This window comes from Fontibacterium abundans (SeqCode) (assembly GCF_965235095.1).
GTDB lineage: Bacteria > Pseudomonadota > Alphaproteobacteria > Pelagibacterales > Pelagibacteraceae > Fontibacterium > Fontibacterium abundans.
Genome location: NZ_OZ249405.1, coordinates 584414 through 610142, shown reverse-complemented (window position 1 = coordinate 610142; position 25729 = coordinate 584414). Strand labels below are relative to the sequence as shown.

Below are 25729 nucleotides of genomic sequence, written 5' to 3'. Positions count from 1 at the left end.
TTTTGATTTTAAAATCAAAAAGAGGTTTAATTTTAATATTATCCTCCCCTTCAGGGGCGGGGAAAACAACGCTTGCTAAAAAAATTCAAGATAGCGATAGTAATTTTAAAATATCAATTTCTTATACAACCAGAACTCCAAGGCCAAACGAAATAGATGGTGTAGATTATAATTTTGTTGATGTTAATAAATTTCAAGAACTGTCTAATCAAAATAAATTTTTAGAGCAGGCAAAAGTATTTGGAAACTATTACGGCACTTTAAAAGGACCAATAGAAGATAGTTTGGTTCAGGGAAAAGATTATTTATTTGATATTGATTGGCAAGGAACAGAACAGGTTAAAAAAATAATGCCATTAGATATTGTTCCAGTATTTATTTTACCACCCAGCATTATTGATTTAGAAAATAGACTTAAAAAAAGAGAAGAAAAAAATAAAGAATTAGTTGATCAAAGGATGAAAATGGCAAAAGATGAGATTAACCATTGGAAAGATTATAAATATGTTGTGGTAAACAAAGAAGTAGAAAATTGTTTTGAACAAATTACCAAAATAATTAAAATTGAAAGAGAATTAAGATCTACTTTTAATTAAATCCACTAATTTATAGTAAAAACTAAAATCTAGATTTTCTGGTCTTAAATTTTTAATATTATCAAAATCTATAATTTTAAGCTCTTTTTCATTAAGTAATTTTTTAAGAGTTTTAGAAATCATTTTTCTTTTAGTATTAAATATAACTTTTGTTAGATCTGACAAAATGTCTAAATCATTTAATTTAAAATTAGTTTTTTTTTTTGGAGTGAAAGATAGTACTGAAGAATCAACTTTTGGCTCAGGATTAAATTCTTTTTTGGAAATATTAAAATGAAATTTAACATCTAACCTGGCATCAGTTAGTATAGATATTCTTCCATATTTTTTATTATTAGAGGTCGCTACAATTCGCTCTGCAACTTCCTTTTGAAACATTAAAATCATTTGATCATAAAAAGGAGGCCACGGATCAGAGTAAATCCATTTAATTAATAATTTTAGGGAAATGTTATAAGGAAGATTGCCATAAATTATTGAATTTTTTTTAAAAACACTCCTTTCATCAAAAGTTAAAGCGTCAGAAATTTTATAATTAAAATGTTTGTAATTATTTTTAATTTTATCTAAATAATTACTTAAATCTTTATCAAACTCGATTGCAAAAATTTCTTTTGGATTTTTTTTTAGCAATTCTTCAGTTAAATTACCAGTACCGGGTCCTACCTCAATTATATTAGTATTCTTTTCAACGTTACCTATGTCTGCAATTTTTTTTATTATTTCTTTATTAATTAAAAAATTTTGACCAAGTTTCTTTTTATGCTTAAACATTATATTGAGAAAAAAACTTTATTGCTTTCTTAAAGCTTTTTGGATCCGCAACCCCTTTTCCTATAATTTCCGTACCAACCCCATGATCTGGAGAAATTCTTAGAAATGGTAAACCAATTGTAATATTTATAGCATCATAATTAAATTTAGTTTTGAAAGTTGTTAGAATTTGATCATGATAGTGACCGATTAAGACATCAATTTTTAATTTAGCTCTTTGTAAAAAACTAGTATCGGGTGAAAGTGGACCTATTATTGGATATCTTTTTCTAAGTTTTTTTATTGCTGGTATAATTATTCTTTTTTCTTCATTTCCTATATATCCATTTTCTCCATTATGCGGATTTAGACCAAGAATGCCGATTTTAAATTTTTTCCTTTTAATAGTTTTTAAATAAAAATTATTTATATTTTTGCACGCTTTCTCAATTTTTTTATATGTAATATCTTTATAAACTTTTTTTATAGGAATATGGGTTGTTAAAGGTAGAACAGAAAAAGCTTCATTAAACAAAAGCATATTTTCTTTGTTTTTGTTATTAGTTTTATCTGCAATATATTCGGTAATTCCATTGTATCTATTTTTTGTAAATTTCGACTTATTAATTGGGAGGTTAATAAGCCCACAAGCTAATTTTCTTTTAAGCAAGAGCACTGCACATTCAAAGCATTTTTTGACAAATGTATCTGATTTATTAGTTTTTAGATCAAAAGGTTTTGATTGCTTATAATCTATATTAATAAAATTAAATTTTACTTTTGGTAAATTGTCTATTTTAGATAATCTAAAATTTATATTTTTTTTAAAATTTAAATAATTTGCCTGTTTTTTTAATAGTGAATAGTTTCCAATGATTATGAAATTTAATTTTGTCCTTTTTATATAATTAATTGATTTAAGAAAAATTTCAGAGGAAATACTATTAGGCTCTCCTAGAACAATTATAATATTTTTTTTCACAGAAATTTAATTAAATATTTTTTTTTACTCTTTTCTAGATGAGTGGCTGAGTACTTGTTTAAAAGTTTGTTTTGTTCAGTAATAATTAGTTGTCGTTTCAATTTTTCATCATCTACAGAATTGTTTTGTTCTTTTTCTAGTTCTTTGTTAACTTCTGTTAAATTAACATTAAGTCTACTTTCATACATCTGCCTAACTAATTTTGACCACTTCATATCAATTTTTATTATATTTTTTAAATAATCTTTCTCTATTTCATTTTGATTATAGAAAGAATTGAGAATTTCATTATTAATTTTAATTCTTTCTAAGTAATTATATAAGCTAATTTCGATTTCCTTTTCTGAAACTTCAATTTTAAAGTAATTTGTTTCTATATCTTTGATTTTTCTATCTATTAAACTATTAACAATTTCTTTTTTTAATAGCTCTGGATTATTAGCAGTTTGATCTTTGTTAATAAATTTTAAAAAATTAATTTCTTTATTTATATCAAGGTCCGTAATTATTGAATTATCAATAGAAACTATTACGTTATTAGTTAATTGTTTTGCTTTAGAGTTAGTTAAAAAAAATACAAAAAATATTAGTAAAAAAATTTTTTTACCCATTTATTTTTAGAATTATTGTATTCCAGCAATTGAAGGCAATATATTTGATGTTGTATAATTATCTCCAAATGGTAGCAATGTTACTCCAAAAAAGACACTAGTTGCTGGCTTTAAGTCTTTATCTGATGAGTAGTTTTTTTGTAAATAAAAACCATATCTTATGCATTCATTTTCATTCTCAATTCCTAATTTATGAGAATTAGTTAAATCTGTTTTTAGATTTCTATCAGTTGAAATTGTTAATTTAGTGTTATCAGTTAAATACGAAGTCAAATTTGCTTTTGCGTATCTTTCATTTCCAATGTGACTATTTTTTTCATAGAAATTAAAATTAATTTCACCTTGTTTTAAAAAAGTTTTTAAATTTATATCATTATAATAAATATGCTTAAAGCTATTATCTAATGTGTTTTTAAGAGTTACATCAAAATTTCCTGGACTTAAATAAGTTGCCTTGGTTACCAAATCAGAGTTTTTATTTTGAAGAGAAGATTTTGTAGGCATATCAGGATCTTCATTGAATTTTATAACCTGACCTATTGAAATTCCAGCTTCAGCTGGTTTATTTTTATTTATATTTTTTTCTTTCCACACCCAGTCTAAGCCAATGTTAAAAGAGAAGTCTTTTTCAATTAATTCATCTGAGTTCATTCTATTTATTGAGAATAAATTATCAGTATTCAAAGATGTATCGTTAGATTTTGCATTAGTCATTTTTCCAGGAGAATAACGAGTAAGTATTCTAGGTATTAAATATTGTTCAGATTCTTTTGATAACTTGGCAAATGGTAGTGACGTATCAAGACCTACCACTGGATTAATTTGACTATTCAGGTTTTCATTTGGATTTCTGTAATCAGAATAGTAGTTAATATTATTAATTTTTGTAAGAAATTTATATCCAATACCAAGATTTGTATTGTAAGATTCTGCTGTCGAATAATCTAAATTGTTAATAAAAGTTGTTTTATTTTGATTAGTGCTTGTATTTAAACTCTTAAAATTTGTACTAAAATTTAGACCGTTATTATTAAGCAAATTGTATTTTAAATAAATAATTTCCGGCAAAAGATATTCGTATTGGTCAGAAGATTTTGAAGTACTAATATTTTGATACGCAGCTGTTTTGAAATTTAGACTTTCATTTTTTCCAAAAGAATTAAGATATATTTCATTAGTTAATTTTGTTTCATCTTCTTTTACAAGATTTCTTTTAAATCCATCAAAAGTAGAATTTATTTTATTAACTCTTAAATAAGTTGGATTATTTACTCTCTGAAATTTTGCGTTAAATTCACTTTGATCTAAAACTTTGTCTGTAAAATTAAGATTTAAATTACCATATAAATGACGTCTTGAACCGTCAGTTTGTGATGCAGTTATTTCTTTGTAACCTTCGGTAAAGCCAGCTTCAATTGACAAATCTCCGTTTTTATATTTTTCTCTGTACTCGCCTAACAATAAAGGATTTTGTCTAAAATAATAAACAGGACTAACTGTAAAATCAGCTGATTGAGATATTGGATAAAAATAAGGAGTTTTAATTGTAGCTCCAATATCTGAGCTTAACGAAGAAAATGATGGAGCTAAAAAACCAGCCTCTCTTTTTACACTTGGGTCAGGGTGTGAAAAATAAGGAGTATATAAAATTGGAACATTGTTTAAATCTAAAGTTGCATTTTTATAAGTAATTTTTTTATTTTCTTTATCATGAGTTACTAAATTTGCGTTTAGGTTCCAATAAGGACACCCTTCCTTCTCATTTGTAGATTTACATGATGTAAATTTTCCATCTTTAATTATTGTTATATTGTCTTTTATACTTACCTCTTTTCCAGAAAGTCGTGGTTCTATAAATTCATTAAACTTATCCTTAGACTGAAATTTTTCTTTGTTAAGATCAGAGCTAAGATTGTATCCAATGATTTCATTAAATTTATCGTCAGCTTTTAGTTTACTGAAATAATAAATATTTTTATAATTATCTAAAAACTTTACTTTATTTTCAGCAGAAATAATTTTTTTTTCTAAATCGTATTCAAAATTGTCAGCAGTTAGAGTTCTGTTTTTGTTGTCAGAAAATTTCGAATTTCCAAAAGTTTTTAAAAGTTGATTTGCCTTATTATATAAAATTTTATCAGCGGAGATTTGTTTTCCTTCTTGATTTTTAGCTACTACATTTCCTATAGCCTCAATAATATTGTTATCCTGAGAATACGTTAATTTATCTGCAGAAAAATTATAAATATCTTTCTGCTGCGTATAAACAATATTGGCTTTTAAAAAAAATATTCCAAAAAATAATATAAAAACAATTTTATTTTGCATTAACTTGAGTAATTCCAACTAAATTTATTAAAATTATGAGAAATATAGGTATCCATACTGAAAAATCCACAGATATTATCCCTGATTTAGCTATTGTTATTGATAAATCATTTAGAAAATAAATTATTATGCTTATTATTACTCCGTAGCTTCCATATTTGAGGTAATTAGAAGTTTTTCCTAAATTAATAATCATCAATCCAGAAAGTATAGACATGGCTAATAAGTAAATAGGAAAGGATATTAACTTTTGATACCTGATTCTAAGGTCTATAGTTGAGTATCCTTTATCTTCTAATATCGACATCTCTTTGTTGATGTCCAGCAAGGAAGTAGTATCAGTATTTTTGTATACATTTTTTAGTTCGCTAATATTTACATTACTTATGTAATTATAATTATTTAAATAATTCTCTTTATTACTTTTTTTATTTGAAGAGATAATATGAACTTTATTAAGTTGCCAATTTTTATCTTTTATAAATCCCTCAGTGGCATCAATTCTTTTAATGAAATTATTAGAAGAGTCATAGTTATAAATAGTAATTTGACTTACTGCTGAGAAATCTTTATTAATTTTTTCTATTCTTATTATATTTTTTTCTTTTTCATTTTTATCAAGAATCCATATTCCAGTTTCATTAACAAATACTAAATTTTTTGTCTCATTATATTCGGACCTTAAATCTTCATAGTATCTCAACATTGAGGAAGAGAAGGGCACAATTAAAAATACAATTATATATCCAATAACAAATGAAGTTAAAGCAGGGATTAATATAATTTGTATATTTGAATAACCCATCACTCTTAATGAAATAACTTCATTATGATTATAAATTTTTAAATAAAAAACAATTCCGCCAAATAAAACTATAAAAGGAAATAAATTTATTAATACATTGGGTATTTTTAATATTGTAAATATTATAAAAAATATAAATTTAAGATCTTTTTTTGATTTAAAAAAATTAAATTCATCCAGCAAATTAATCAAAAGAACAATTGAAAGCATCACCACTATAACAACTAATAAACTCTTAATATATTCATTGATTATGTACCTGTTTATTGATTTTAGCATTTATGATTTAATATTTTCTCTATTAAGAAAGTAATTTAATAAAACCCAATTTATTATTAAAAATAAAAAAGGAGTGACGTATAAAAATAGACTTGCATATAATTTTTTTGAACTAAGATCCAATAATATTTCACTAATTATTATAATTGCAATCCCATAAGCAAAAATTATTATTTTCAGAAAATTATTATTTATAACCTCTTTGTTTGTTATAATTAAAAAACACGCCAATAAAACTAATGAAGGAATAAATAAAGGCATTATAATTCTATCATTTAGCTCACCAACTATATTAGTGAGCTGTGAATCATTTTTGTTATTGAGTCTTTTTATTAATTCAAAAAAAAACATTTCGTTAAACTTATAATACTCTAATGTTTTTTTATTATATTGACTTAGATCAAGTGTTGTTTTGTCAAAATCTAATATAGAAATTTTTTTATCTTTTCGTTCTTCTTGAATACTACCTTCAACAAGAACAAGTAAATTTTTATTATTCTCATTAACAACAACGCCAGATTTTGCTATTATTGTTTTTTTTATATCTTCACTATCTTCAAATAAAATAATATCTTCAAGTTCATTAATCTGATTTTTTTTCCCGACATAAATAGTTATTTTTTTAAGAGGATTGTTAAAATTATTTTGTTTTAATAAAGGCCCAATGGCCCCAACTCCAGTATTTAAAAGCAGATGTCTTGAATAATTAGAAAAATATGGAACTATAAAACATCTGACAATTACTAGTATTACTATAAGTATAACGGATGATCTTATTAAGTAGTTTATAAATTTCTTTTTTTCTAAACCTGAAAACCAAAGTGCCCGAAGCTCGTTATGATCTTCAAATTTTGAAATTGTTACGACAAAAGATATAAAAAATATTATTAAAGATATTTTTGAAAAATATTTTGGTATTATCGATAAGATGTATAAAAAATAAGTTTTAATTGAATTGCCATCTTCACCAATCAAATCTAGCAGTCTAACAGCTTGAGTGATCCAAATAATAAGTCCAAATGCAAGGAGAATAGAAAAATAGTTCTTTAAAAACTCTTGTATAAAATAGTATCCCAACTTGTTTTTTTTCATTTTGATATGTATATGATCTTATATCACTATGTTAGATTTAAAGATAATTCCAAATGTAAATAATAACTCAGATTTTTATATTTTTTTCTGTGAAAAGAATTTTTCTTTTAATTTTAAAAAACTATCATTCATTGATATAAATTATAAAGAAATTAATTCTCTTTTGTTAAAAAATAAAGATGAAGATTATTTTGTTTTTAATTACCATAGCTCAAAACCAAAAAAAATTATTTTTATAAATCAAAAAGATAATAAAGACGAATTTAAGAATCAAAATATTGGCGGCAAGGTTATTAGCGAAATTAAATCAGCAAAAGAAATTAATGTTATTTTTTCTAATGAAAATAAATCCTTAGAAAATTATTATTTTAATTTTTTTTTAGGGTGTTTTTTAAAAAAATATTCTTTTACAAAATATAAAACAATTTTTAAAAAAAATGAAAATGCAAAAGAAATAATAAATCTCTTAATTACTTCATCAAATAAAAATTTTTTTATTAAGATTAAAAATAATATTGAAAATATTATTAATGGAGTTTTTTTAACAAGAGACCTAGTTTCTGAACCTCCAAATTATTTAAATCCAGAAAGATTTGTTTCTGAAATTAAAAAACTTTCTAAACTAGGTCTTAAAGTAGATGTTTTTGATTATTCAAAAATGAAAAAAATTGGAATGAACGCTTTATTAGGTGTTTCTCAAGGAAGTAAAAATTTACCTTATTTTGTAACTATTGCATGGAAGCCAAGTAATTCAAAAAATAAAAAACCACTTTCTTTTATTGGAAAAGGAGTTTGTTTTGATACCGGTGGCATTTCTTTAAAACCAGCTAAATTCATGGAGGATATGAAATATGATATGGCCGGAGCTGGAGCCGTTGTTGGTTTGATGAAAACTTTAGCTCTTAGAAAGTCAAAATCTTACGTTGTTGGAGCAGTTGCGTTAGTTGAGAATATGCCCGGTGGTTCAGCTCAAAGACCCGGTGATATTGTAAAATCCTACTCTGGCAAAACAATTGAAGTTTTAAATACAGATGCTGAAGGAAGATTAATACTTGCGGATGCAATTTATTATATCGATGAACAGTATAAGCCGGAATTAATAGTTGATTTAGCAACTCTTACAGGAGCGATAGTCGTTTCTTTGGGGAGTGAGTATGCGGGTTTATTTTCTAATAATGATAAGTTGTCAGAAAAATTAATTAAAGCAGGAGAAATCGAAAATGAAAAACTTTGGAGATTTCCATTACATAAAAACTACGACAAGTTAATGGACTCAAAAATTGCAGACATTCAGAATATTAATTATTCAGGAGGAGCGGGGTCTATTACAGCAGCTCAATTTTTACAGAGATTTTTAAAGAACAGTACTCCTTGGGCTCATTTAGATATCGCTGGCATGGCTTGGACAAAGAAAGATTTAGAAACTATACCAACAGGAGCAACTGGTTATGGCGTTAAATTATTAAATAAATTTGTAGAAAAGTATTACGAATAATATGGAAAAGACTTTATCAATAATTAAACCCGATGCTGTTGAAAGAAATGTGATTGGTCAAATAGTCAGTATTTTTGAAAAAAATTCTTTAACAATTCATTCAATTAAGAAAATTAACTTATCTAAAAAAATGGCTGAAGAATTTTATTTTGTTCATAAAGAAAGACCATTTTTTAATGACCTTTGCACTTATATGAGTTCAGGTCCGGTTGTGGTTATGGTGTTAGAAGGTGACAATGCCGTTCTTAAAAATAGAGAAATTATGGGAGCAACAAACCCCAAAGATGCAGCTAAAGGAACTATAAGAAATTTATACGGTATTTCTTTAGATAAAAATTCAGTTCATGGTTCTGATAGTAAAGAAAACGCAAAAATAGAGATCGATTTTTTCTTTAAAGAATAGTTTTTAAACTATTTTACTACAAACGATATCTACTGCTTTTGGATAAATTATATGCTCCGCCTTTAAAACTCTTTTTGCTAGAGAATTTGGTTTGTCTTTTTTAAGAATTTTAACTTTTGTTTGTAATATTTTTTTACCAGAATCAAGTTTTGCGGTTACGTAATGAACGGTAGATCCTGCATATTTATCACCCGCTTTTATAGCTCTTTCATGAGTGTTTAAGCCTTTGTATTTTGGAAGAAGCGAAGGATGAATATTAATAATTTTAAATTTACAATTTTTAATAAACTCTTTTGATAAAATTCTCATAAAGCCTGCTAGGCATAATAAATTAATTTTATTTTTTTTTAGATAGCTAAAAGCTCTTTTTTCAAACTGAGTTTTTTTTTTCTCTATTGCGTAATTTATAATTTTATTTTTTTTAGCATATTTCAATCCTTTGGCTTCTTTTTTATTAGAAATAACTAATTTGATTTTCCAATTAGTATTATTTTTTTTAGAGTATTTAATTAATTCTTTTAAGTTAGAACCTCTACCAGAAATAAAAACGCCAACATTAATATTTCCAGTTAACTTTTTCATTTAATATAATTTTATTATTATTATTACTCTTTATTACGGTTCCTATTTCATAAGGCTTTGACGACTTATTAAAAACATTAAATATTTTTTTATAATTTTTTTTATCTGCAATTATGCAAAAGCCGACACCGCAGTTAAACGTTTTAAGCATTTCATGATCATGAACACCATTTGATTTAATCCATTTTGTAACTTTATTCGGTCTAATTTTTGAAAGATCTATTACTGCGGTATAATTATTAGGAATTACTCTAGGTAAATTCTCAATAATTCCCCCACCCGTGATATGAGCGCAGCCTTTAATTAATTTCATGCTGTGCAGTTTTAATATTTCTTTAACGTAAATTTTAGTAGGTGTTAAAAGTTCTTTGTATAATTTTTTATTATTTTTAACTTTAATTTTTTTATCTTTCAAAATTTTTCTTATTAAAGAATATCCATTAGAATGAGCTCCTGTTGAAGGCACTCCTAATATTATGTCCCCATGTTTAATTGAATTCCCAGTGATAACATTTTGTTTTCCAACAATCCCAACAGCAAAGCCAGCTAAATCAAAAGAATCTCCTGTGTATACCCCAGGCATTTCTGCCGTCTCACCACCGGATAAAGAACAGCCAGCAATTCTGCACCCTTTTGCAATCCCAGATAATATTTGCTTATATTTTTTTTCAATAACTTTTGGAATTGCAATATAGTCTAAAAAGACAACAGGTTTTGCACCTTGTACAATTAAATCATTTACGCACATTGCAACTAAATCAATACCGATCGTCCTAAAATCATTTAGATGATTTGCCATTTCTAGCTTAGTTCCAACCCCATCAGTTGAAGTTACAATAAGAGGGTTTTTAATTTTATACTGCCCTAGATCAAATACTGATCCAAAGCCTCCTATGTTCTTAAAGTTTTTAATTTCACTTCCTTTAATTTTTGTGGATTTTGATAATTTAGAAATAAACTTAACTAGATTTGTGGTTTTTTCGATATCTACACCACTTTTAAGATAGGTAAAATTTGAATTATTCATTAAAAAAATATTAACACTTCAGCAATACACTTGTTTTCTTATTTTACAATCAGTTTTTAAATAAGATTTTTTATAAAAATAATGTAGTTTTATGTTTTTTTATGAAAGATCAAATAGTTTTTAAATTTCCAGATAAAAGTTTTTATTATGAGGAAGATTTTTGTATAGGAGAAAATAATTACGAAGCTTACAAATTAATAAAAGAATGGCCAAATTGGACTTTTAAAGGAATCAATATTTATGGTCCAAAAAAATCAGGTAAATCTTATCTGACAAAAATTTTCTCTGACAAAACTGATTCTAAAGTTTTTGAAGGAGGAAGTATTAATAAAGATAATTTGAACTCAATACTAAATCAAAAAGTTTTGATTATAGAAAATATAGAATTATTTAATGATGAGGTTTTGTTTCAAACGACTTTAAATGATTTTATAAGTAAAAATAAATTTATCTATTTAACTTCAAACAAATTAGCGGGAAGCCTTTCTTTTAAATTAAAAGATTTAATTTCACGCTTAAACTCATTAGTATCGGTTGGAATCACTAATCCTTCCGATGATTTGTTCTCTCAGATTTTAACGAAGATGCTATCTGATAAACAAATTAATATTACTACGAAAGAAGTTAATTTTATTTTAAAAAATATTGAGAGAAGTTATGATGCTGCCTCAAAGTTTGTTAAAAACTTAGATGAATTGTCCTTGTTATATAAAAAAAAAATAAATACAAAAATTATTAATCAAGCATTAGCTAATATCAGTTAACTTTATTAAAAGTTTTTTTAAAATTAGCAATTAGTTTAGTTAAATTTTTAATTTCAATATTATTTAGATTTTTAGAATTAATAAAATTTCCCTCATTTTTTATATTACTTATAATTTCCTTATCAGAAAAAACCCAATTTTTCGGTAGATTTATTTTTTTTGCTATTTTATTTCTAAAATTTATTATTTTAATAAATTTTTTATTTTTTAAAATATCGTTTCCTAATTTCTTCTTAAATATTATAGGATAATCTTCATGAGAAATTTTAAAAATTTCTTTTTTAATAAGTTTATTAAATAATTTTACTTTATTCTTTCTAACTAATTTATTATTTAATTTATTAAAAATTATTTTTAGATAATAAACGTCATTTATTAAGTAATTAATTCTCTCATTATTAATTGGCCTTTTTAGCCAATCTTCTTTCTGTAACGACTTGTCTAAACTAATCTTACAAAAATCTTGGACTAATTTTTTATAAGAAGGAGCCTCATGATAACCATTAAGTAAAGCCGCCATCTGTGTATCAAAAACACTAAATAATATTTTTTTAACTAAAGATAAGAATATTTCTAAATCCTGCCTGCAAGAATGAATTACTAAGGTAATATTTTTTTTATTTAAAAATTTAAATATTTTTTTGAAGTTAATATTTTTTTCTAAACAATCAATAATGCCAATATTTTTTCCATCAAAAATAACTATTACAGATATAATAGCTTTATAAGTTGATCTTCTTTCAAATTCTGTATCAAAGAAAAATTTTTTATTATTTTTAATCTTTGTAATAAAGTGATCTAGTTCTTTATTGTTTTTAATAAATGAGAAATTATGATTGTTTTTTTTGAACATTAACTGTATCTCAATTTATTATTAAAAAGGCTGGTTTGATTTGAATAAATATAGAACTCACAATTGCGCAGAACTTACAATTAATAATATTGGTAAGCAAACTATTCTGTCTGGGTGGATTCATAAAAAGAGAGATCATGGTCATTTATTATTTATTGATTTACGAGATCACTATGGAATGACTCAGTGTGTTATTGATAATAAAAATGAATATTTTTCAGCACTAGAAAAAATAAAATTAGAAACAGTTGTACGAATAGAAGGAGAGGTTGTTGCAAGAACTCCAGAGACGATTAATAAAGAACTTTCAACGGGCTCAATAGAGGTCTTAATTAAAAGTTTTAATGTTTTAGGCTCAACAAAAGAACTCCCTTTGCCCGTTTTTAGTGACCAAGAATATGCAGAAGAAATAAGATTGAAGTATCGTTATTTGGATTTGAGAAGAAAAAAATTACATCAAAATATTATTTTAAGATCTAATGTGATTTCATTTATTAGAAAAAAAATGGAGAGCCTTGGTTTTTTAGAATATCAAACCCCAATTTTAACCTCTTCTAGTCCAGAAGGAGCAAGAGATTTTTTAGTTCCGAGCAGATTAAATCCTGGAAAGTTTTACGCGCTCCCACAAGCGCCTCAACAATTTAAGCAATTAATAATGGTATCTGGTTTTGATAAGTATTTTCAAATTGCACCATGTTTTAGAGATGAAGACGCAAGAGCAGACAGAAGTCCAGGCGAATTTTACCAATTAGATATTGAGATGTCTTTCGTTGAACAAGAAGATGTTTTTCAAGTAGTTGAGCCGTTACTTCATGAGGTTTTTACAAAATTTAACAAAGGTTATTCAGTTAGCAAAACTCCTTTTAAAAGATTTAAATATAAAGATGCAATGTTAAAGTTTGGAACAGATAAGCCAGACTTAAGAAATCCAATTGAAATTAATGACGTCACTGAAATTTTCGAAAGAGAAGATGTTAAATTAGAAATATTTAAAAAGTTAATACAAAAAAAATCAGTTGTAAGATGTATGGTTGCAAAAAATGTATCTTCTAAACCAAGAAGCTTTTTTGATAATTTAGATAAAGGAGCCAAAACCGAAGGGGCTTCAGGATTAGGCTATATTATTCTTGAAAGTAATAATGGGAAATTAGAAGGTAAAGGACCTATAGCTAAATTCTTCTCTGAGGATGCAATAAACACTTTATGTAAAAAAATTAATGCTGTAGGCGGTGATGCTATATTCTTCGTATGTGATGTTAAGAAAAATGCTGAAAAATTTTCAGCGTGGGCAAGAACCGAGATTGCAAAAAATTTAGAATTAATAAAAGATAACGTATTTGAATTTTGCTGGGTCACTGATTATCCAATGTTCGAATATAATGAAATTGATAAGAAAATCGATTTTAGTCATAACCCATTTTCTATGCCACAAACACCCATAGATTTAATCGATAAAACGGACCCATTGGAATTGCTGGCTTACCAGTACGATATTGTTTGTAATGGGATCGAACTCTCATCTGGAGCAATTAGAAACCACGTTCCAGAATTAATGTATAAATTATTTAAAATAGCAGGTTATTCAAAAGAAGAAGTTGATAATAAATTTAGCGGCATGATTAATGCTTTATCTTATGGCGCACCACCACACGGGGGAATAGCACCTGGAATCGATAGAATTATAATGCTGTTGGCTGGTGAGAAAAATATAAGAGAAGTTACTATGTTCCCGTTAAATCAAAATGCTCAAGATTTAATGATGAATGCTCCCTCGGATGTTTCAGAAAAACAATTAAAAGAATTAAATATTAAATTAGTTAAAAAAGACTAATTTATTTTTTTGCTCTTAATATTTAATCTAATATTACTTAGATCTACCAATTTTTCTTTGTACTGATTTCTTAAGAAACCTTTGCTCGTAATATTTTTAAGAACGTCAATAAGCTGAGCATTTTCTTCAGAGTCTTCTGCCTGATCAGTTTTTTTAATAGAAGGAGTGTGCGCAAGATCTTCTCTTCCAAGATAAGAAATTGCAAGTTCTCTAAATAGATAATCTAAAATCGAAGAAGCTGATAAAATTCTATCATTACCTTTAACTTTTCCAGACGGTTCAAATTTAGTGTTAATGAAAGCATCAACATATTCTTCTAGTGGAACCCCATACTGCAAACCCAATGATATTGCGATTGCAAAATTATTCATTAAAGATCTTACAAGTTCACCTTCTTTATTCGTATCAATAAATATTTCACCAACTCTGCCATCGTCATATTCGCCGATATGCAAATAAACTTTATGATCACCAATCATAGCTTTTTGGATATAGCCTTTTCTGCGATCAGGCATTTTTCTTCTTTCACTGAAAGCTTTGTTTTCAATGGACAAAGATGAAGTTTTGTTATCTTTAATATTATTAAAAATAGTAGAAGTTATATCTTCACTAATTTTTTGACTGGAAATTTCCTTAAGTTCCTGCTCTTTGCTTTGAGTTTTATTAGACTGTATTTCAGCTAGTGATTTAGTTTTTCTTTTATTAAATTTAACGTCTAAAACCTCAACTTTTCCGTCTTTTCTACTATCAATCTCTTGAAGAGCTTCGTTAGTTAATTCTTGTAAATTATGTGTAATTTTAAATAAGCAGGTATAAAAACTTTCAGCAATATATTTAGACATTTTTTGATTCTTAAAAAAATTATTGATTTTAAATCACTATTTTAATCTGTAATAAGTGTCTAGTTAAAAACAGACAACTTGAAATAGAAAACTTTTGTGGATATCTTAAAATATAAATTTTTTAATGATTAAATTTCTTAAAATTATTTTTACTTGGTGGAATGGTCAGACTATTGGAACATTTTTAAATACACTTTTTTTTGGAAAACTTGTTGGTATCGATGATTCTAAAAATAAATATTATGTGGATAGTAAAGATAGAAGATGGGTTATCTTTAATACAGAAGTAGAAGCTACCAAAATTCCACCAGAGTGGCATGCATGGATACATCATTTAATTAAAGATGTTCCAACTAAGGCTGAATTTTCAAAATATGAATGGCAGAAAGATCATCAACAAAATAAGACAGGAACTAAAGAAGCCTATAGTCCTAATAAATATAAGGTACAGACAAAAGCCGATTATGAAAGTTGGCGTCCTTAAAACTAATAGAACTTAGTTTTAGATAGCCAATTAACGTCATATTTTGAATTAATAAAATCTTCATTTCTTAATATTTTTTTATGAAGATCTATTGTTGTGCTTACTCCTTCAATAACAAATTCATCTAAAGATCTTTTTAATCTAGAAATCGCAGAGGCTCTATCTCTGCCATGACAAATAAGTTTTGCAACTAAACTGTCATAATAAGGCGGAATTTTACATCCTTGAAACACGCAACTATCAACTCTTGTTCCTGGACCTGAGGGTTGATTATAAGTTTTTATTGTTCCAGCACTTGGTAAAAAATCTTTACTTGGATCTTCAGCATTTATTCTACATTCAATAGCATGACCAAAAAAAATAATATCTTTTTGCTGTAAATTTAATTTACCCGTTGAGGCTATTTCAATTTGTCGTTTAACAAGATCAATTCCAGTTACTTCTTCTGTAACAGGATGTTCTACTTGTAATCTTGTATTCATCTCTAAAAAATAAAATTTTCCTTTGTCATAAATAAATTCAAGAGTTCCAGCTCCTTCATAGCCAAGTTTTGAAATAGCATTTACAGAAACATCCAGTAAGTATTTTCTTTGTTCATCATTAATAACTGGACAAGGACTTTCCTCTATTATTTTTTGATATCTTCTTTGAACGGAGCAGTCTCTTTCTCCTAAATGAACTGTATTATCTTTGCCGTCTGATAAAATTTGAACTTCAATATGTCTTGGGTTTTCAAAAAACTTTTCAATAAAAACTTCGTCATTATTGAAGAATTTCTTAGCTTCTGTTTGTGCAATTTTAATATTTTCTTCTAATTTATCTTCAGAATGAACAATTCTCATCCCTTTACCACCACCACCACCAGCAGCTTTAATAAGTACTGGAAAACCAATTTCTTTAGATATTTTTATTGCTTCACTAATATCTTTTATTCCAGTTTCAGAACCAGACACAATTGGAAGTCCTAAACTTTTTGCTATTTTTTTAGCTTCAATTTTATCACCCATTTTTCTAATAAGCTCAGAGCTTGGACCTATAAACTTTATTTTGTGTTGTTCTAAAATTTCTGCAAATTTATAGTTTTCAGAAAGAAATCCGTAACCAGGATGAACTGCATCAGCGCCCGTGATCTCTATTGCTGATATTAAAGATGGAATATTTAAATAACTATCTTGAGCTTTTTGAGATCCAATACATATACTTTCATCAGCTAACCTTACATGCATAGACTCATTGTCAGCAGTTGAGTGCACAGCAACTGTTGCTATCTCAAGTTCTTTACAAGCTCGTATTACCCGTACGGCTATTTCGCCTCTATTTGCTATAAGTATTTTTTTAATCATTTACTCGACTAGGATTAAGTCCTGATCAAATTCTACCGCTTCACCATCGGTAACTAATATTTTCTTAACCATTCCATCTTTAGTAGATGGAACATGGTTCATAGTTTTCATTGCCTCGATAATAATAATTGTTTGCCCTTTTTTAATATTAGCACCAACTGTTACAAATGGTTTTGCGCCAGGTTCTGGAGCTAAATAAGCAGTTCCAACCATAGGTGATTTTATAATATTAGCTTTATTAATATTGTCAGCAGCAACAGGCGAAGAAACAGAAGAAGATGATCTTGGTTGATTACTAGTAGATACTATCTGTTCATGAACAACACCTTTGCTAGATTTGCTAACTTTATACTTTACGTTATTTTCAGAATATTCAATCTCAGTTAGATTGAATTCATCTAAATAATCAGAAAGTTCTTTAATAATTTTTTTATCTATTTTCATTATTTATTATCTTTAATTATTTTTTTAATAGCGTCTATTGCTAAAATATACCCATAAGATCCTAAACCACAAATTAGACCATTAACAGCTCCGCTAATCAATGATTTATGACGAAATTCCTCTCTGTGAAAGATATTAGAAATATGAATTTCTATTTTAGGTATTTTAACAAGATTTAAAGCGTCTAATATTGCAATAGATGTATGAGTAAAAGCTGCGGCATTAATTATTAGGCCATCAAATTTATCTCTAGATTTTTGAATTTTAGTTACGATCTCACCTTCAATATTAGATTGAAAAAAATCTATTTTAATTTTATTTTTTTTAGCATGCTCTTTACAATTTTTTTCAATCGATTTAAGAGTTTCTTTGCCATAAATCTTTGGTTCTCTTTCGCCTAAAAGATTAAGATTTGGACCGTTAATAATTACTATATTCATAAAAGAAAATGATATGTTATAATTTAAAAATAGCTTAAATCCAACATGATACAAATCATTTTGAATGGAAAACCTCATAATATAAAAGAAAAAACTAATATAATTTCTTTATTAGAGGCATTGTCGCTTTCAGAAAAAAAAGTAGCTATAGAAATTAATGAAGAAGTGTTGCCAAGAGATAATTATGCTAAAAAAATTTTATCAGCTAAAGATCGAGTTGAAATTGTTCATTTTATAGGAGGTGGTTAATTGGAAGATCTAATTATTTCTGGAAAAAAATATAAGTCACGTCTTATTCTTGGCACAGGAAAATATAAAAGTTTTGAAGAAACTGCAAAAGCGATTAAAGCCGCTGAAGTGGAAATTGTAACTGTTGCAGTAAGAAGAGTGAATGTTACAAACCCAAAAGAACCAATGTTGGTTGATTTTTTAGATCCCAAAAAGATTACTTATCTTCCAAATACTGCTGGCTGTTATACAGCTGAAGAAGCCTTGCGAACTTTAAGATTAGCTAGAGATGCCGGAGGTTGGAATCTTATAAAGTTAGAAGTGCTTGGTGATAAAGAAACTTTATATCCAAATATGATTGAAACTATAGAGGCTTTAAAGGTTTTAAAAAAAGAAAATTTTGAAGTTATGGTTTACTCTTCAGACGACCCTATACTTTGTAAACAATTGGAAGATATGGGCGCTGCAGCTATTATGCCTTTAGGATCATTAATAGGATCTGGAAGAGGAATTCAAAATAGATTTAATATCTCAATTATTAAGACCCAGTCTAAAGTGCCAGTTATTGTTGATGCTGGCATAGGGTGTGCATCAGATGCAGCTATAGCAATGGAATTAGGCTGCGATGGAGTTTTAGTTAACACTGCAGTAGCGGAGGCTAAAAATCCAATCTTAATGGCTGAAGCCATGAAGGATGCGGTGATAGCTGGAAGAAAATCCTTTATTGCAGGAAGGATTAAAAAGAAAGTAACCGCAAATCCATCAAGTCCATTTGAAGGACTTATTGAGTAATTAACTTATTTCTTTACCTGGTGAAGCTTCCTTCTTTTTAGGTCTTTTATTGTCTTTAAATCTATTTTTATTAAAGAATTTTTTTCTTTTACCCTTATAGCCATCATGTTTTTTTTTATCGATGCTATCCTCTTTTTTTTCTAAACTCTCTTTAACATCCTGTTTAGTGGAGTTTTCAGTTTTTTCTTTTAGTTCAGTTTTTTCTTTAGGCGAAATATCTTCTTTAACTTCTGTGCCATTAAACTCACTAATTATTTTCTTTTTAGCATCATAAAAACTAAACAAAAATTCTTGGCTTAAAAATTCAGCATTTTGAACTAAATTAATTTTAAATTTATATTTGTCTTTAAAAAATTTAAGTTCAGTTGAATAAGTATTATTTAAAATATCAATTATTTTTTTAGATAAACACACATCTATAATTTTAATTTTTTCATCACTGAATGCTCGTTCTTCTAATAATTTAAGAATTTTAAGCGCAAATGAATCAACGGATAACTGAATTTCCCATTTAATAGAGCTTTCTCTTAATCTTTGTCTTGTCATTTCAAGAAGACCAAAATTACTTATTCTTCCAAATTGAATTCTTGCTTTATCATTTTTTAATGACTCTCTTAATTTTCTTTCAACCAACCTTTTATTGGAATAATTTTCCATATCGATAAAATCGATAACAATAAGACCAGCTAAATCTCTTAACTTAACTTGTCTTGCGATCTCTTCCGCCGCTTCTAGATTGTTTGTTAAAGCTGTTTTTTCAACATTTCTTTCCCTAGTGGATCTACCAGAGTTAATATCGATCGAAACCAAAGCCTCAGTTGGACTTATAATTATATAACCACCGGATTTTAATTCTATTCTAGGTTCAAAAATTGAATTTAAATATTTTTCAATATTGTAATGATGAAATATAGGAATCTTACCTTTATATTTTACAACGTTTTTTACATGAGCACTTGAGATTTTTTTTGCATATTTTTTTGCAGCCTCGAATGCTTTATCACCATCAACAATAATACTATCAATGTCTTTGCTGTAAAAATCTCTAATTGCTCTGGCAATCAAATCTTCTTCTTCATGAATTGCACTTGGAGCAATAGATTTTAAAGTGTTCTTTCTTATCTCTTCCCAAGTGCCTAATAAGTTTGTTAAATCATCTTTAATCTCATTTTTAGTTTTGTTTGCACCAGCGGTTCTAATGATTAATCCCATTGTTTTTGGAAGTTCTATGTCATTAATAATTTCTTTCATTTTTTTTCTATCACTAGAGCTATAAATTTTTCTAGAAATCCCACCACCTTTTGCTGTGTTTGGCATTAACACAATGTATTTGCCAGCAAGTGATATAAAAGTTGTTAAAGCTGCACCTTTTTTTCCACGCTCTTCTTTTACGATTTGAATTAAAACTATTTGTCCAGGCTTAATTACTTCTTGAATACGATATCTTTTAAATCTGTAAAAACTTCTGTTATTTTTAGGCTTGTCTTCAACGTGATTTTCTTCATTTGAATCACTTTCTTCATTAGAAACTTTGTTTCCAATACTCTCTTCATCTTGATCTCCATTAGATGAATATTTATCTTGTAAATTAATATCTTCACCTTGTTCAGCGTGCTCGACAATTTCTTTATCGTTTTCTTCTAAAAGTTTTGCTCTAGCTTCTTCTTCTTCTTTTTTAATACGATCTTTGTCAGCTTGAGGGATTTGATAATAATCTGATTGAATATCGTTAAATGCTAAAAATCCATGTCTTTCGTTTCCGAAATCCACAAACGCAGCTTGCAAAGATGGTTCTATTCTACTTACTTTACCTAAGTAGATGTTTCCTTTTAGATTTTTGCGATGAATATTTTCATATTCATATTCTTCAATTCCATTATTGGACTTGATAGCAATTCTAGTTTCTTCTGGATGCGAAGCATCGATAAGTAATTCCTTAGACATAATAATAAATTCCTAAATTTTTGATTAATTTTTAATGACATAAAATTCATTTGTTTTCTTAACTATTATATAAACATCTTTGTTAAAATATCTATTTAAATCTTAATAATTAAAGCAAATCGATGTAGAAGTTGTTTAGTTATTTAATAAATAAATCGTAAAAACTGATTTTTTAAAATGATAGAAGTTAAAAATATTGCTGAAAAAATAGGAAAATCCTTAGATAACATAAGGGGGTATCTTTGATAAAAATCAGGTTGATAAAAAAATCTCAGATCTAACAACGCAAACAGAGCTTCAAGATTTCTGGAGCAATCAAAAAAATGCAGAAAAAGTAATCAAAGATAGAAATTTTTTATTAGAAATAAAAAATAACTATGATTTTATTTCTAAAGAGCATGTAGATAATAAGGATCTTCTAGATATTGCCATTAAAGAAAATGATGAAGTTTTAGCTAAAGACTTAAATAAATCATTTGAAAGTAATTTAGAAAAATTAAAAAAAATTGAACTTCTTTGTTTTCTATCCAATGAAAATGATACTTTAGACGCGTATGTTGAAATACATGCAGGAGCTGGAGGGACTGAAAGTCAAGATTGGGCCGAAATGTTAAGAAGAATGTATTCAAGATGGGCTGAAAAGAATAATTTTAAAGTTGAACTCATTCATGAAAGCAGAGGAGAAGAAGCAGGAATAAAATCATCAACGATTAAAATAACAGGGCAGTTTATTTACGGATGGTTAAAAGGAGAATCTGGAGTTCATCGTCTAGTTCGAATCTCTCCATTTGATTCAGGCGCAAGAAGACACACAAGTTTTGCAAGTGCATGGATTTACCCTGTCGTAAATGAAGATGTAAATATTGAAATTTTAGAAAAAGACATTCGAATAGATACTTTTAGATCCAGTGGTGCAGGTGGACAGCACGTCAATACAACTGATAGCGCTATTAGAATAACTCATATTGCAACAGGAATAGTTGTTCAGTGTCAAAATGAAAGATCGCAACATAAAAATAAAGAAACAGCAATGAACATGTTAAAAGCTAGGCTTTATGAACTAGAGATGCAGAAAAAACAAAAAGTCTCAGATAATCTAGAAAGCTCTAAAAAAGAAATAGGATGGGGAAGTCAAATTAGAAATTATGTTTTGCAACCTTATCAGCTTGTTAAAGATAATAGAACTAATATTGAAGTAACAAATCCAGAAAAGGTATTAGATGGAGATATTTCTGTATTTTTAGAAGCTTCCGTTTATCAAGGAATTCATTAATGGTTAGAAGAAATAAAATTTTATTAATTATATTAGCAATCTTTATAGCGCTTATTGCTTTTTTATCTTTTGGATTTCAAACTTCTAATTTTAACGATCTTATTCAAAAAAAATTTAATGATCAGTACAAGAAAATTAAATTAGAGTTTAAAGATACAAGAGTAAGTTTAGATATTAGAGATTTTGCTGTTAAGTTTAGTCTTAATGACCCAAAAATTTACCATAAAGGCGATCTTACAAATATTTACCAAACTAATTTTGGCGTTGATATTTTTTCAGCAATTAAAGGTAATTACAATCCAAAATTTATAGAAGTAAAGTTTTCAGAAAATTCATTTGAAAGAAGTATTAATTTAATTCGCGATGTTTTTTTAGAAGATAACCAGAAAAGTTACTTTGATAATAAAGTTAAGAAAGGATTTATCAAAGGCGATTTAAAAATATACAACGAAGATACTGTAAAAATTGAGTTTTTAGGCAGTATTAAAGACACCTCTTTTGTTATCTCAAATGAATTACCTGAGTTTCAAAATATTAATGCAGATATCGAATTTAAAAATAAAGAGTTAAATATTAATATTTCATCAGGATCTGCAGTAGGTTTAAATTTTGATAAGTCTAAAATTTCTATAAATGAAACGTCAGATTCTTATAAAGCCTCTCTTGATCTAAATTTAAATGGAAAATTTAATTCATTAAAAGAATTTAAAAATTTAAAGATAGCAGCCTTAGAGGATATCACTAAAAATATAGAAAAATTATCATTCTCAACTACAGCTAATAATAAAATCGATATTGAGTTTGATAAAAAAGGAAATCTTCTTAATACGTCAGTCAAAGGTAAGGCTGATATTGTAAATCTGGAATTAGATTTGCTACAAAGCGCCTATCCCAATGTCTTAGATGACAAAAATAGAAAGTTTAAAAATGGAAAATTTAAAGCAGAATTTGATAAGACAAATGTTTCTGTTAATGGAATAATTTTTAATCAAAATGATTCATTAGATTTAAAAATAAATTCTGACCTTAATAAAAAAACTTCCAAGATTAATATAATTTCAGATGTAAATTTTGTTAATTGGCAAAAAGTATTTAAACCAGAATATATTAAAGGCTCTTCAAAGTTATATATCCAGTTAAATACTAATAAAGATCAATATTATTTTGATACTCGAATAGATATTAAAAAAAGCTTAATTAATTTTACCCCAATTAATTTTAATAAATTATTAAATGACGACGGTCAGATACTTTTGAAAGGTGAGATTAAAAAAAATACCTCAGTTTTAGAAAAAGTTACAATTAATGCTGGTAAAAATAATATTGAATTATTTGATATAAACTTTGATGAGTATTTTTCTATAACTTCTCTTAATAGTATTACGGTCAATACTGATAAAAGTAATTTTAAAATAACCTCATCAAAAAAAAGCAATATTAATCACATAGAAATTACAGGAAAAAGATTAGATGCGAAATATATTATAGATAGCCTAACAAGCTCTACACCATCAACGTTAGTTTCAAAAAAATTTAACGGAACTATTAGCGCTAATTTAGATACCGTAGACACCGGAACAAATGACGATATTAGAGATTTTAATTTAACCGGCACTATCTTAAAAGGAAAATTTGCAAAGCTAGATGCAAATGGAATTTTTTCTAATAAAGAAAAAATTACCATTAAAATTAGCAAAAATAAAAACGGCAATATTGCAACATATATGCTCTCAGATAGAGCAAGACCGTTTATTGCAGGCTTTAGTTTTATAAAAGGATTTGAAAAAGGAAAATTAGAATTTACATCTGAAGATTTAAGCGCAACTTCATCTAAAGGAAAAATTATTATTACTGATTTTAGAATTAAAGAAATACCTGTACTTGCACAAATATTGTCACTTGCTTCTGTTACAGGAATTTTAGACACATTAAAAGGAGAAGGAATTCGTTTTGACAATACTGTTATCGTTTATGAAAATGATGAAAAATTTTTTACCTTTAAAGATTTTTATGGAACAGGACCGTCTCTTGGATTTATTGTTGAGGGCAGAATTAACAACGAATATCACTTTGTAAGCTTGGATGGAAATATAATTCCTGCCTATGAAGTTAATCGTCTTTTATCAAATATTCCAATACTAGGGCAGATTTTAACTGGTAAAAGTGGTGATGGAGTTTTTGGTGTAAGTTTTAAAATTAAAGGCAAAGATAACAACTTTGAAACTACAATAAATCCAGTTCGGACAATTACACCAAGATTTGTTCAGAGATTTGTAGATATATTTAGATCTTCTAAATAGCTTCAATTAATACGTGCTGCTTTTTTCCAAATGAAACTTTAATAACTTTTTCACCATTAAAATCTTCTTTAGTAACTGTTTTTTTTTCATCAGTTACAATTTCATTATTAATTCGATAGCCTTTATTTGCAATATTCCTTCTGTATTCACCATTCGATTTTGCAAAGTTAATTTTAATAATTAAATCATTAAAAGAAATACCATTACTTAAATCTGATTTTTTAACTTCAATTTTTGGAAGATCATCGCCAAAGGATTTATCTTCAAAAGTCTTTTTAGAAGTAGCTTCAGCATTTGAAGATGCTTTTTCACCATGAAGAATTTTCGTTGCTTCATTTGCAAGGATAACTTTAAAATCATTAATATTTCTGGATTTATTATTTTCAAAATTAGAAATCTCATCTAAGGGAAGCTCAGTGAATAATCTTAAATATTTAAATACATCAGCATCATTTACATTTCTCCAAAACTGCCAGTATTCATAAGGAGAAGTTTGTTTTTCATCTAACCACACAGCGCCTTTTTCAGTTTTACCCATTTTAGCGCCAGAGCTTGTTGTAATAAGCGGTGTAGTTAAACCATAAGATTCTTTTGCATTCACTCTTCTTATTAATTCAATTCCGTTAATAATATTTCCCCATTGATCAGATCCACCTATTTGAAGGATGCAATCATTTTTATTATTAAGCTCAAGAAAGTCATAAGCTTGTAAGATCATGTAATTAAATTCTAAAAAACTTAAAGATTGCTCTCTATCTAGTCTAAGTTTAACGCTATCAAAGGTTAACATTTTATTAATAGTAAAATGTTTTCCGTAATCTCTTAAAAAATTTATATAATTAATTTTAGTGAGCCATTTTTCATTATTTAAAAAAACAAATTTATTACTACCTTTACCGCTTAAAAATTTATTAAAAACTTTTTTAATACCAGAAGTATTTTTCTTAATTTCTGCACTTGTTAGAATTTTTCTACTCTCTTCTTTTCCAGAAGGATCACCGACCATAGTAGTACCTCCTCCTAATAAAACGATTGGTGTGTGACCAAATTGTTGAAACAGTCTAAGACACATGATTTGTACTAAGCTGCCAACATGTAGACTTGGTGAGGTACAATCAAAACCGATATACAATTTAATTTTTTTATTATCTAAGAGTTTATTTAGATTATCTAAATCAGTGCACTGATTAAAATATCCTCGTTGTTGAAAGGTTTTGATAAGATTCTGATTCATTCAA

25 protein-coding genes are annotated in these 25729 nt (G+C 27.0%); 10 read left to right on the top strand and 15 right to left on the bottom strand.

Annotated features, from left to right (window positions below):
* Window positions 1-2 precede the first annotated feature (2 nt).
* On the top strand, window positions 3-596 hold the full coding sequence (gmk, locus tag AC8GER_RS03485) for a guanylate kinase (protein ID WP_506597489.1): 594 nt from the start codon (window positions 3-5) through the stop codon (window positions 594-596).
* On the opposite strand, the gene rsmA is transcribed toward gmk, so the two are convergent.
* Genes rsmA through AC8GER_RS03455 form a run of 6 tightly spaced genes read right to left on the bottom strand, consistent with a single transcriptional unit; the run spans window position 576 to window position 7446 of the window.
* Window positions 576-1370: a 16S rRNA (adenine(1518)-N(6)/adenine(1519)-N(6))-dimethyltransferase RsmA gene (gene rsmA, locus AC8GER_RS03480; RefSeq protein WP_506597488.1), complete on the bottom strand. Its 795-nt coding sequence runs from the start codon at window positions 1368-1370 to the stop codon at window positions 576-578. The genes gmk and rsmA overlap by 21 nt on opposite strands.
* Window positions 1363-2331, bottom strand: coding sequence for a PdxA family dehydrogenase (locus tag AC8GER_RS03475; protein WP_506597487.1), 969 nt, complete (start codon window positions 2329-2331; stop codon window positions 1363-1365). The genes rsmA and AC8GER_RS03475 overlap by 8 nt, the downstream gene beginning before the upstream one ends.
* Complete coding sequence (locus AC8GER_RS03470; RefSeq protein WP_506597486.1) at window positions 2328-2942, bottom strand: SurA N-terminal domain-containing protein; 615 nt, start codon at window positions 2940-2942, stop codon at window positions 2328-2330. Before AC8GER_RS03470 ends, AC8GER_RS03475 begins: the two co-directional genes overlap by 4 nt.
* A gap of 12 nt (window positions 2943-2954) precedes the next feature.
* A complete protein-coding gene (locus AC8GER_RS03465; RefSeq protein ID WP_506597485.1) occupies window positions 2955-5270 on the bottom strand; it encodes an LPS-assembly protein LptD in 2316 nt (771 codons plus the stop codon).
* Window positions 5260-6354 carry an LptF/LptG family permease gene (locus AC8GER_RS03460; protein ID WP_506597484.1) on the bottom strand — a complete coding sequence of 365 codons (1095 nt, stop codon included), beginning with the start codon at window positions 6352-6354 and terminating at the stop codon, window positions 5260-5262. The genes AC8GER_RS03465 and AC8GER_RS03460 overlap by 11 nt, the downstream gene beginning before the upstream one ends.
* Window positions 6355-7446, bottom strand: a complete 1092-nt coding sequence (locus AC8GER_RS03455; protein ID WP_506597483.1) for an LptF/LptG family permease — start codon at window positions 7444-7446, stop codon at window positions 6355-6357.
* A 28-nt stretch (window positions 7447-7474) separates the two neighbouring features.
* On the opposite strand from AC8GER_RS03455, the gene AC8GER_RS03450 reads away from it, so the two are divergent.
* Window positions 7475-8941, top strand: coding sequence for a leucyl aminopeptidase (locus AC8GER_RS03450; protein ID WP_506597482.1), 1467 nt, complete (start codon window positions 7475-7477; stop codon window positions 8939-8941).
* Between the two features lies 1 nt (window position 8942).
* Complete coding sequence (gene ndk, locus AC8GER_RS03445) at window positions 8943-9344, top strand: nucleoside-diphosphate kinase (RefSeq protein WP_506597481.1); 402 nt, start codon at window positions 8943-8945, stop codon at window positions 9342-9344.
* Window positions 9345-9347: 3 nt separating this feature from the next.
* On the opposite strand, the gene purN is transcribed toward ndk, so the two are convergent.
* A complete protein-coding gene (gene purN / locus AC8GER_RS03440) occupies window positions 9348-9926 on the bottom strand; it encodes a phosphoribosylglycinamide formyltransferase (RefSeq protein ID WP_506597480.1) in 579 nt (192 codons plus the stop codon).
* Window positions 9901-10953, bottom strand: a complete 1053-nt coding sequence (purM, locus tag AC8GER_RS03435; RefSeq protein ID WP_506597479.1) for a phosphoribosylformylglycinamidine cyclo-ligase — start codon at window positions 10951-10953, stop codon at window positions 9901-9903. The genes purN and purM overlap by 26 nt, the downstream gene beginning before the upstream one ends.
* Before the next feature lie 101 nt (window positions 10954-11054).
* On the opposite strand from purM, the gene AC8GER_RS03430 reads away from it, so the two are divergent.
* Window positions 11055-11717 (top strand): P-loop NTPase family protein, encoded by a 663-nt coding sequence (locus AC8GER_RS03430; protein WP_506597478.1) that lies wholly within the window; start codon window positions 11055-11057, stop codon window positions 11715-11717.
* Here AC8GER_RS03430 and AC8GER_RS03425 read toward each other — a convergent pair.
* The gene (locus tag AC8GER_RS03425) at window positions 11710-12570 is read right to left on the bottom strand and encodes a ribonuclease D (protein ID WP_506597477.1); all 861 of its coding nucleotides are present in this window, start codon (window positions 12568-12570) and stop codon (window positions 11710-11712) included. The genes AC8GER_RS03430 and AC8GER_RS03425 overlap by 8 nt on opposite strands.
* A gap of 40 nt (window positions 12571-12610) precedes the next feature.
* Between AC8GER_RS03425 and aspS the strand changes: the two genes are divergently transcribed.
* Complete coding sequence (aspS, locus tag AC8GER_RS03420; protein WP_506597476.1) at window positions 12611-14401, top strand: aspartate--tRNA ligase; 1791 nt, start codon at window positions 12611-12613, stop codon at window positions 14399-14401.
* Here aspS and AC8GER_RS03415 read toward each other — a convergent pair.
* Window positions 14398-15243 (bottom strand): TSCPD domain-containing protein, encoded by an 846-nt coding sequence (locus AC8GER_RS03415; protein ID WP_029167142.1) that lies wholly within the window; start codon window positions 15241-15243, stop codon window positions 14398-14400. The two genes, aspS and AC8GER_RS03415, sit on opposite strands and share 4 nt — an antisense overlap.
* 124 nt (window positions 15244-15367) lie before the next feature.
* On the opposite strand from AC8GER_RS03415, the gene AC8GER_RS03410 reads away from it, so the two are divergent.
* Complete coding sequence (locus AC8GER_RS03410) at window positions 15368-15727, top strand: NADH:ubiquinone oxidoreductase subunit NDUFA12 (protein ID WP_506597475.1); 360 nt, start codon at window positions 15368-15370, stop codon at window positions 15725-15727.
* Between the two features lie 2 nt (window positions 15728-15729).
* Here the strand turns inward: AC8GER_RS03410 and accC are convergent, their stop codons facing one another.
* From accC to aroQ, 3 genes are read right to left on the bottom strand one after another with little or no spacing between them, the layout of a single operon-like run.
* Window positions 15730-17070 carry an acetyl-CoA carboxylase biotin carboxylase subunit gene (accC, locus tag AC8GER_RS03405; protein ID WP_029167144.1) on the bottom strand — a complete coding sequence of 447 codons (1341 nt, stop codon included), beginning with the start codon at window positions 17068-17070 and terminating at the stop codon, window positions 15730-15732.
* Window positions 17071-17514 carry an acetyl-CoA carboxylase biotin carboxyl carrier protein gene (gene accB, locus AC8GER_RS03400; protein WP_506597474.1) on the bottom strand — a complete coding sequence of 148 codons (444 nt, stop codon included), beginning with the start codon at window positions 17512-17514 and terminating at the stop codon, window positions 17071-17073.
* Window positions 17514-17954, bottom strand: coding sequence for a type II 3-dehydroquinate dehydratase (gene aroQ / locus AC8GER_RS03395; protein ID WP_506597473.1), 441 nt, complete (start codon window positions 17952-17954; stop codon window positions 17514-17516). Before aroQ ends, accB begins: the two co-directional genes overlap by 1 nt.
* A gap of 45 nt (window positions 17955-17999) precedes the next feature.
* Here aroQ and thiS point away from each other — a divergent pair, with 45 nt between their 5' ends.
* Window positions 18000-18203 (top strand): sulfur carrier protein ThiS, encoded by a 204-nt coding sequence (thiS, locus tag AC8GER_RS03390; protein WP_506597472.1) that lies wholly within the window; start codon window positions 18000-18002, stop codon window positions 18201-18203.
* A complete protein-coding gene (locus AC8GER_RS03385) occupies window positions 18204-18974 on the top strand; it encodes a thiazole synthase (RefSeq protein ID WP_506597471.1) in 771 nt (256 codons plus the stop codon).
* On the opposite strand, the gene AC8GER_RS03380 is transcribed toward AC8GER_RS03385, so the two are convergent.
* Complete coding sequence (locus AC8GER_RS03380) at window positions 18975-20918, bottom strand: Rne/Rng family ribonuclease (RefSeq protein ID WP_506597470.1); 1944 nt, start codon at window positions 20916-20918, stop codon at window positions 18975-18977.
* A gap of 177 nt (window positions 20919-21095) precedes the next feature.
* Here AC8GER_RS03380 and prfB point away from each other — a divergent pair.
* Both prfB and AC8GER_RS03370 read left to right on the top strand, forming a co-directional pair.
* Window positions 21096-22191 (top strand): peptide chain release factor 2 gene (gene prfB / locus AC8GER_RS03375; protein WP_506597469.1). Its coding sequence is split into 2 segments (ribosomal slippage): window positions 21096-21161 and window positions 21163-22191, totalling 1095 coding nucleotides; the frame shifts between segments, so codons are not numbered across the junction.
* Window positions 22191-24491: an AsmA-like C-terminal domain-containing protein gene (locus tag AC8GER_RS03370; RefSeq protein ID WP_506597468.1), complete on the top strand. Its 2301-nt coding sequence runs from the start codon at window positions 22191-22193 to the stop codon at window positions 24489-24491. Before prfB ends, AC8GER_RS03370 begins: the two co-directional genes overlap by 1 nt.
* Here AC8GER_RS03370 and tyrS read toward each other — a convergent pair.
* Window positions 24484-25725, bottom strand: coding sequence for a tyrosine--tRNA ligase (gene tyrS, locus AC8GER_RS03365; protein ID WP_506597467.1), 1242 nt, complete (start codon window positions 25723-25725; stop codon window positions 24484-24486). The genes AC8GER_RS03370 and tyrS overlap by 8 nt on opposite strands.
* Between the last annotated feature and the right edge of the window lie 4 nt (window positions 25726-25729).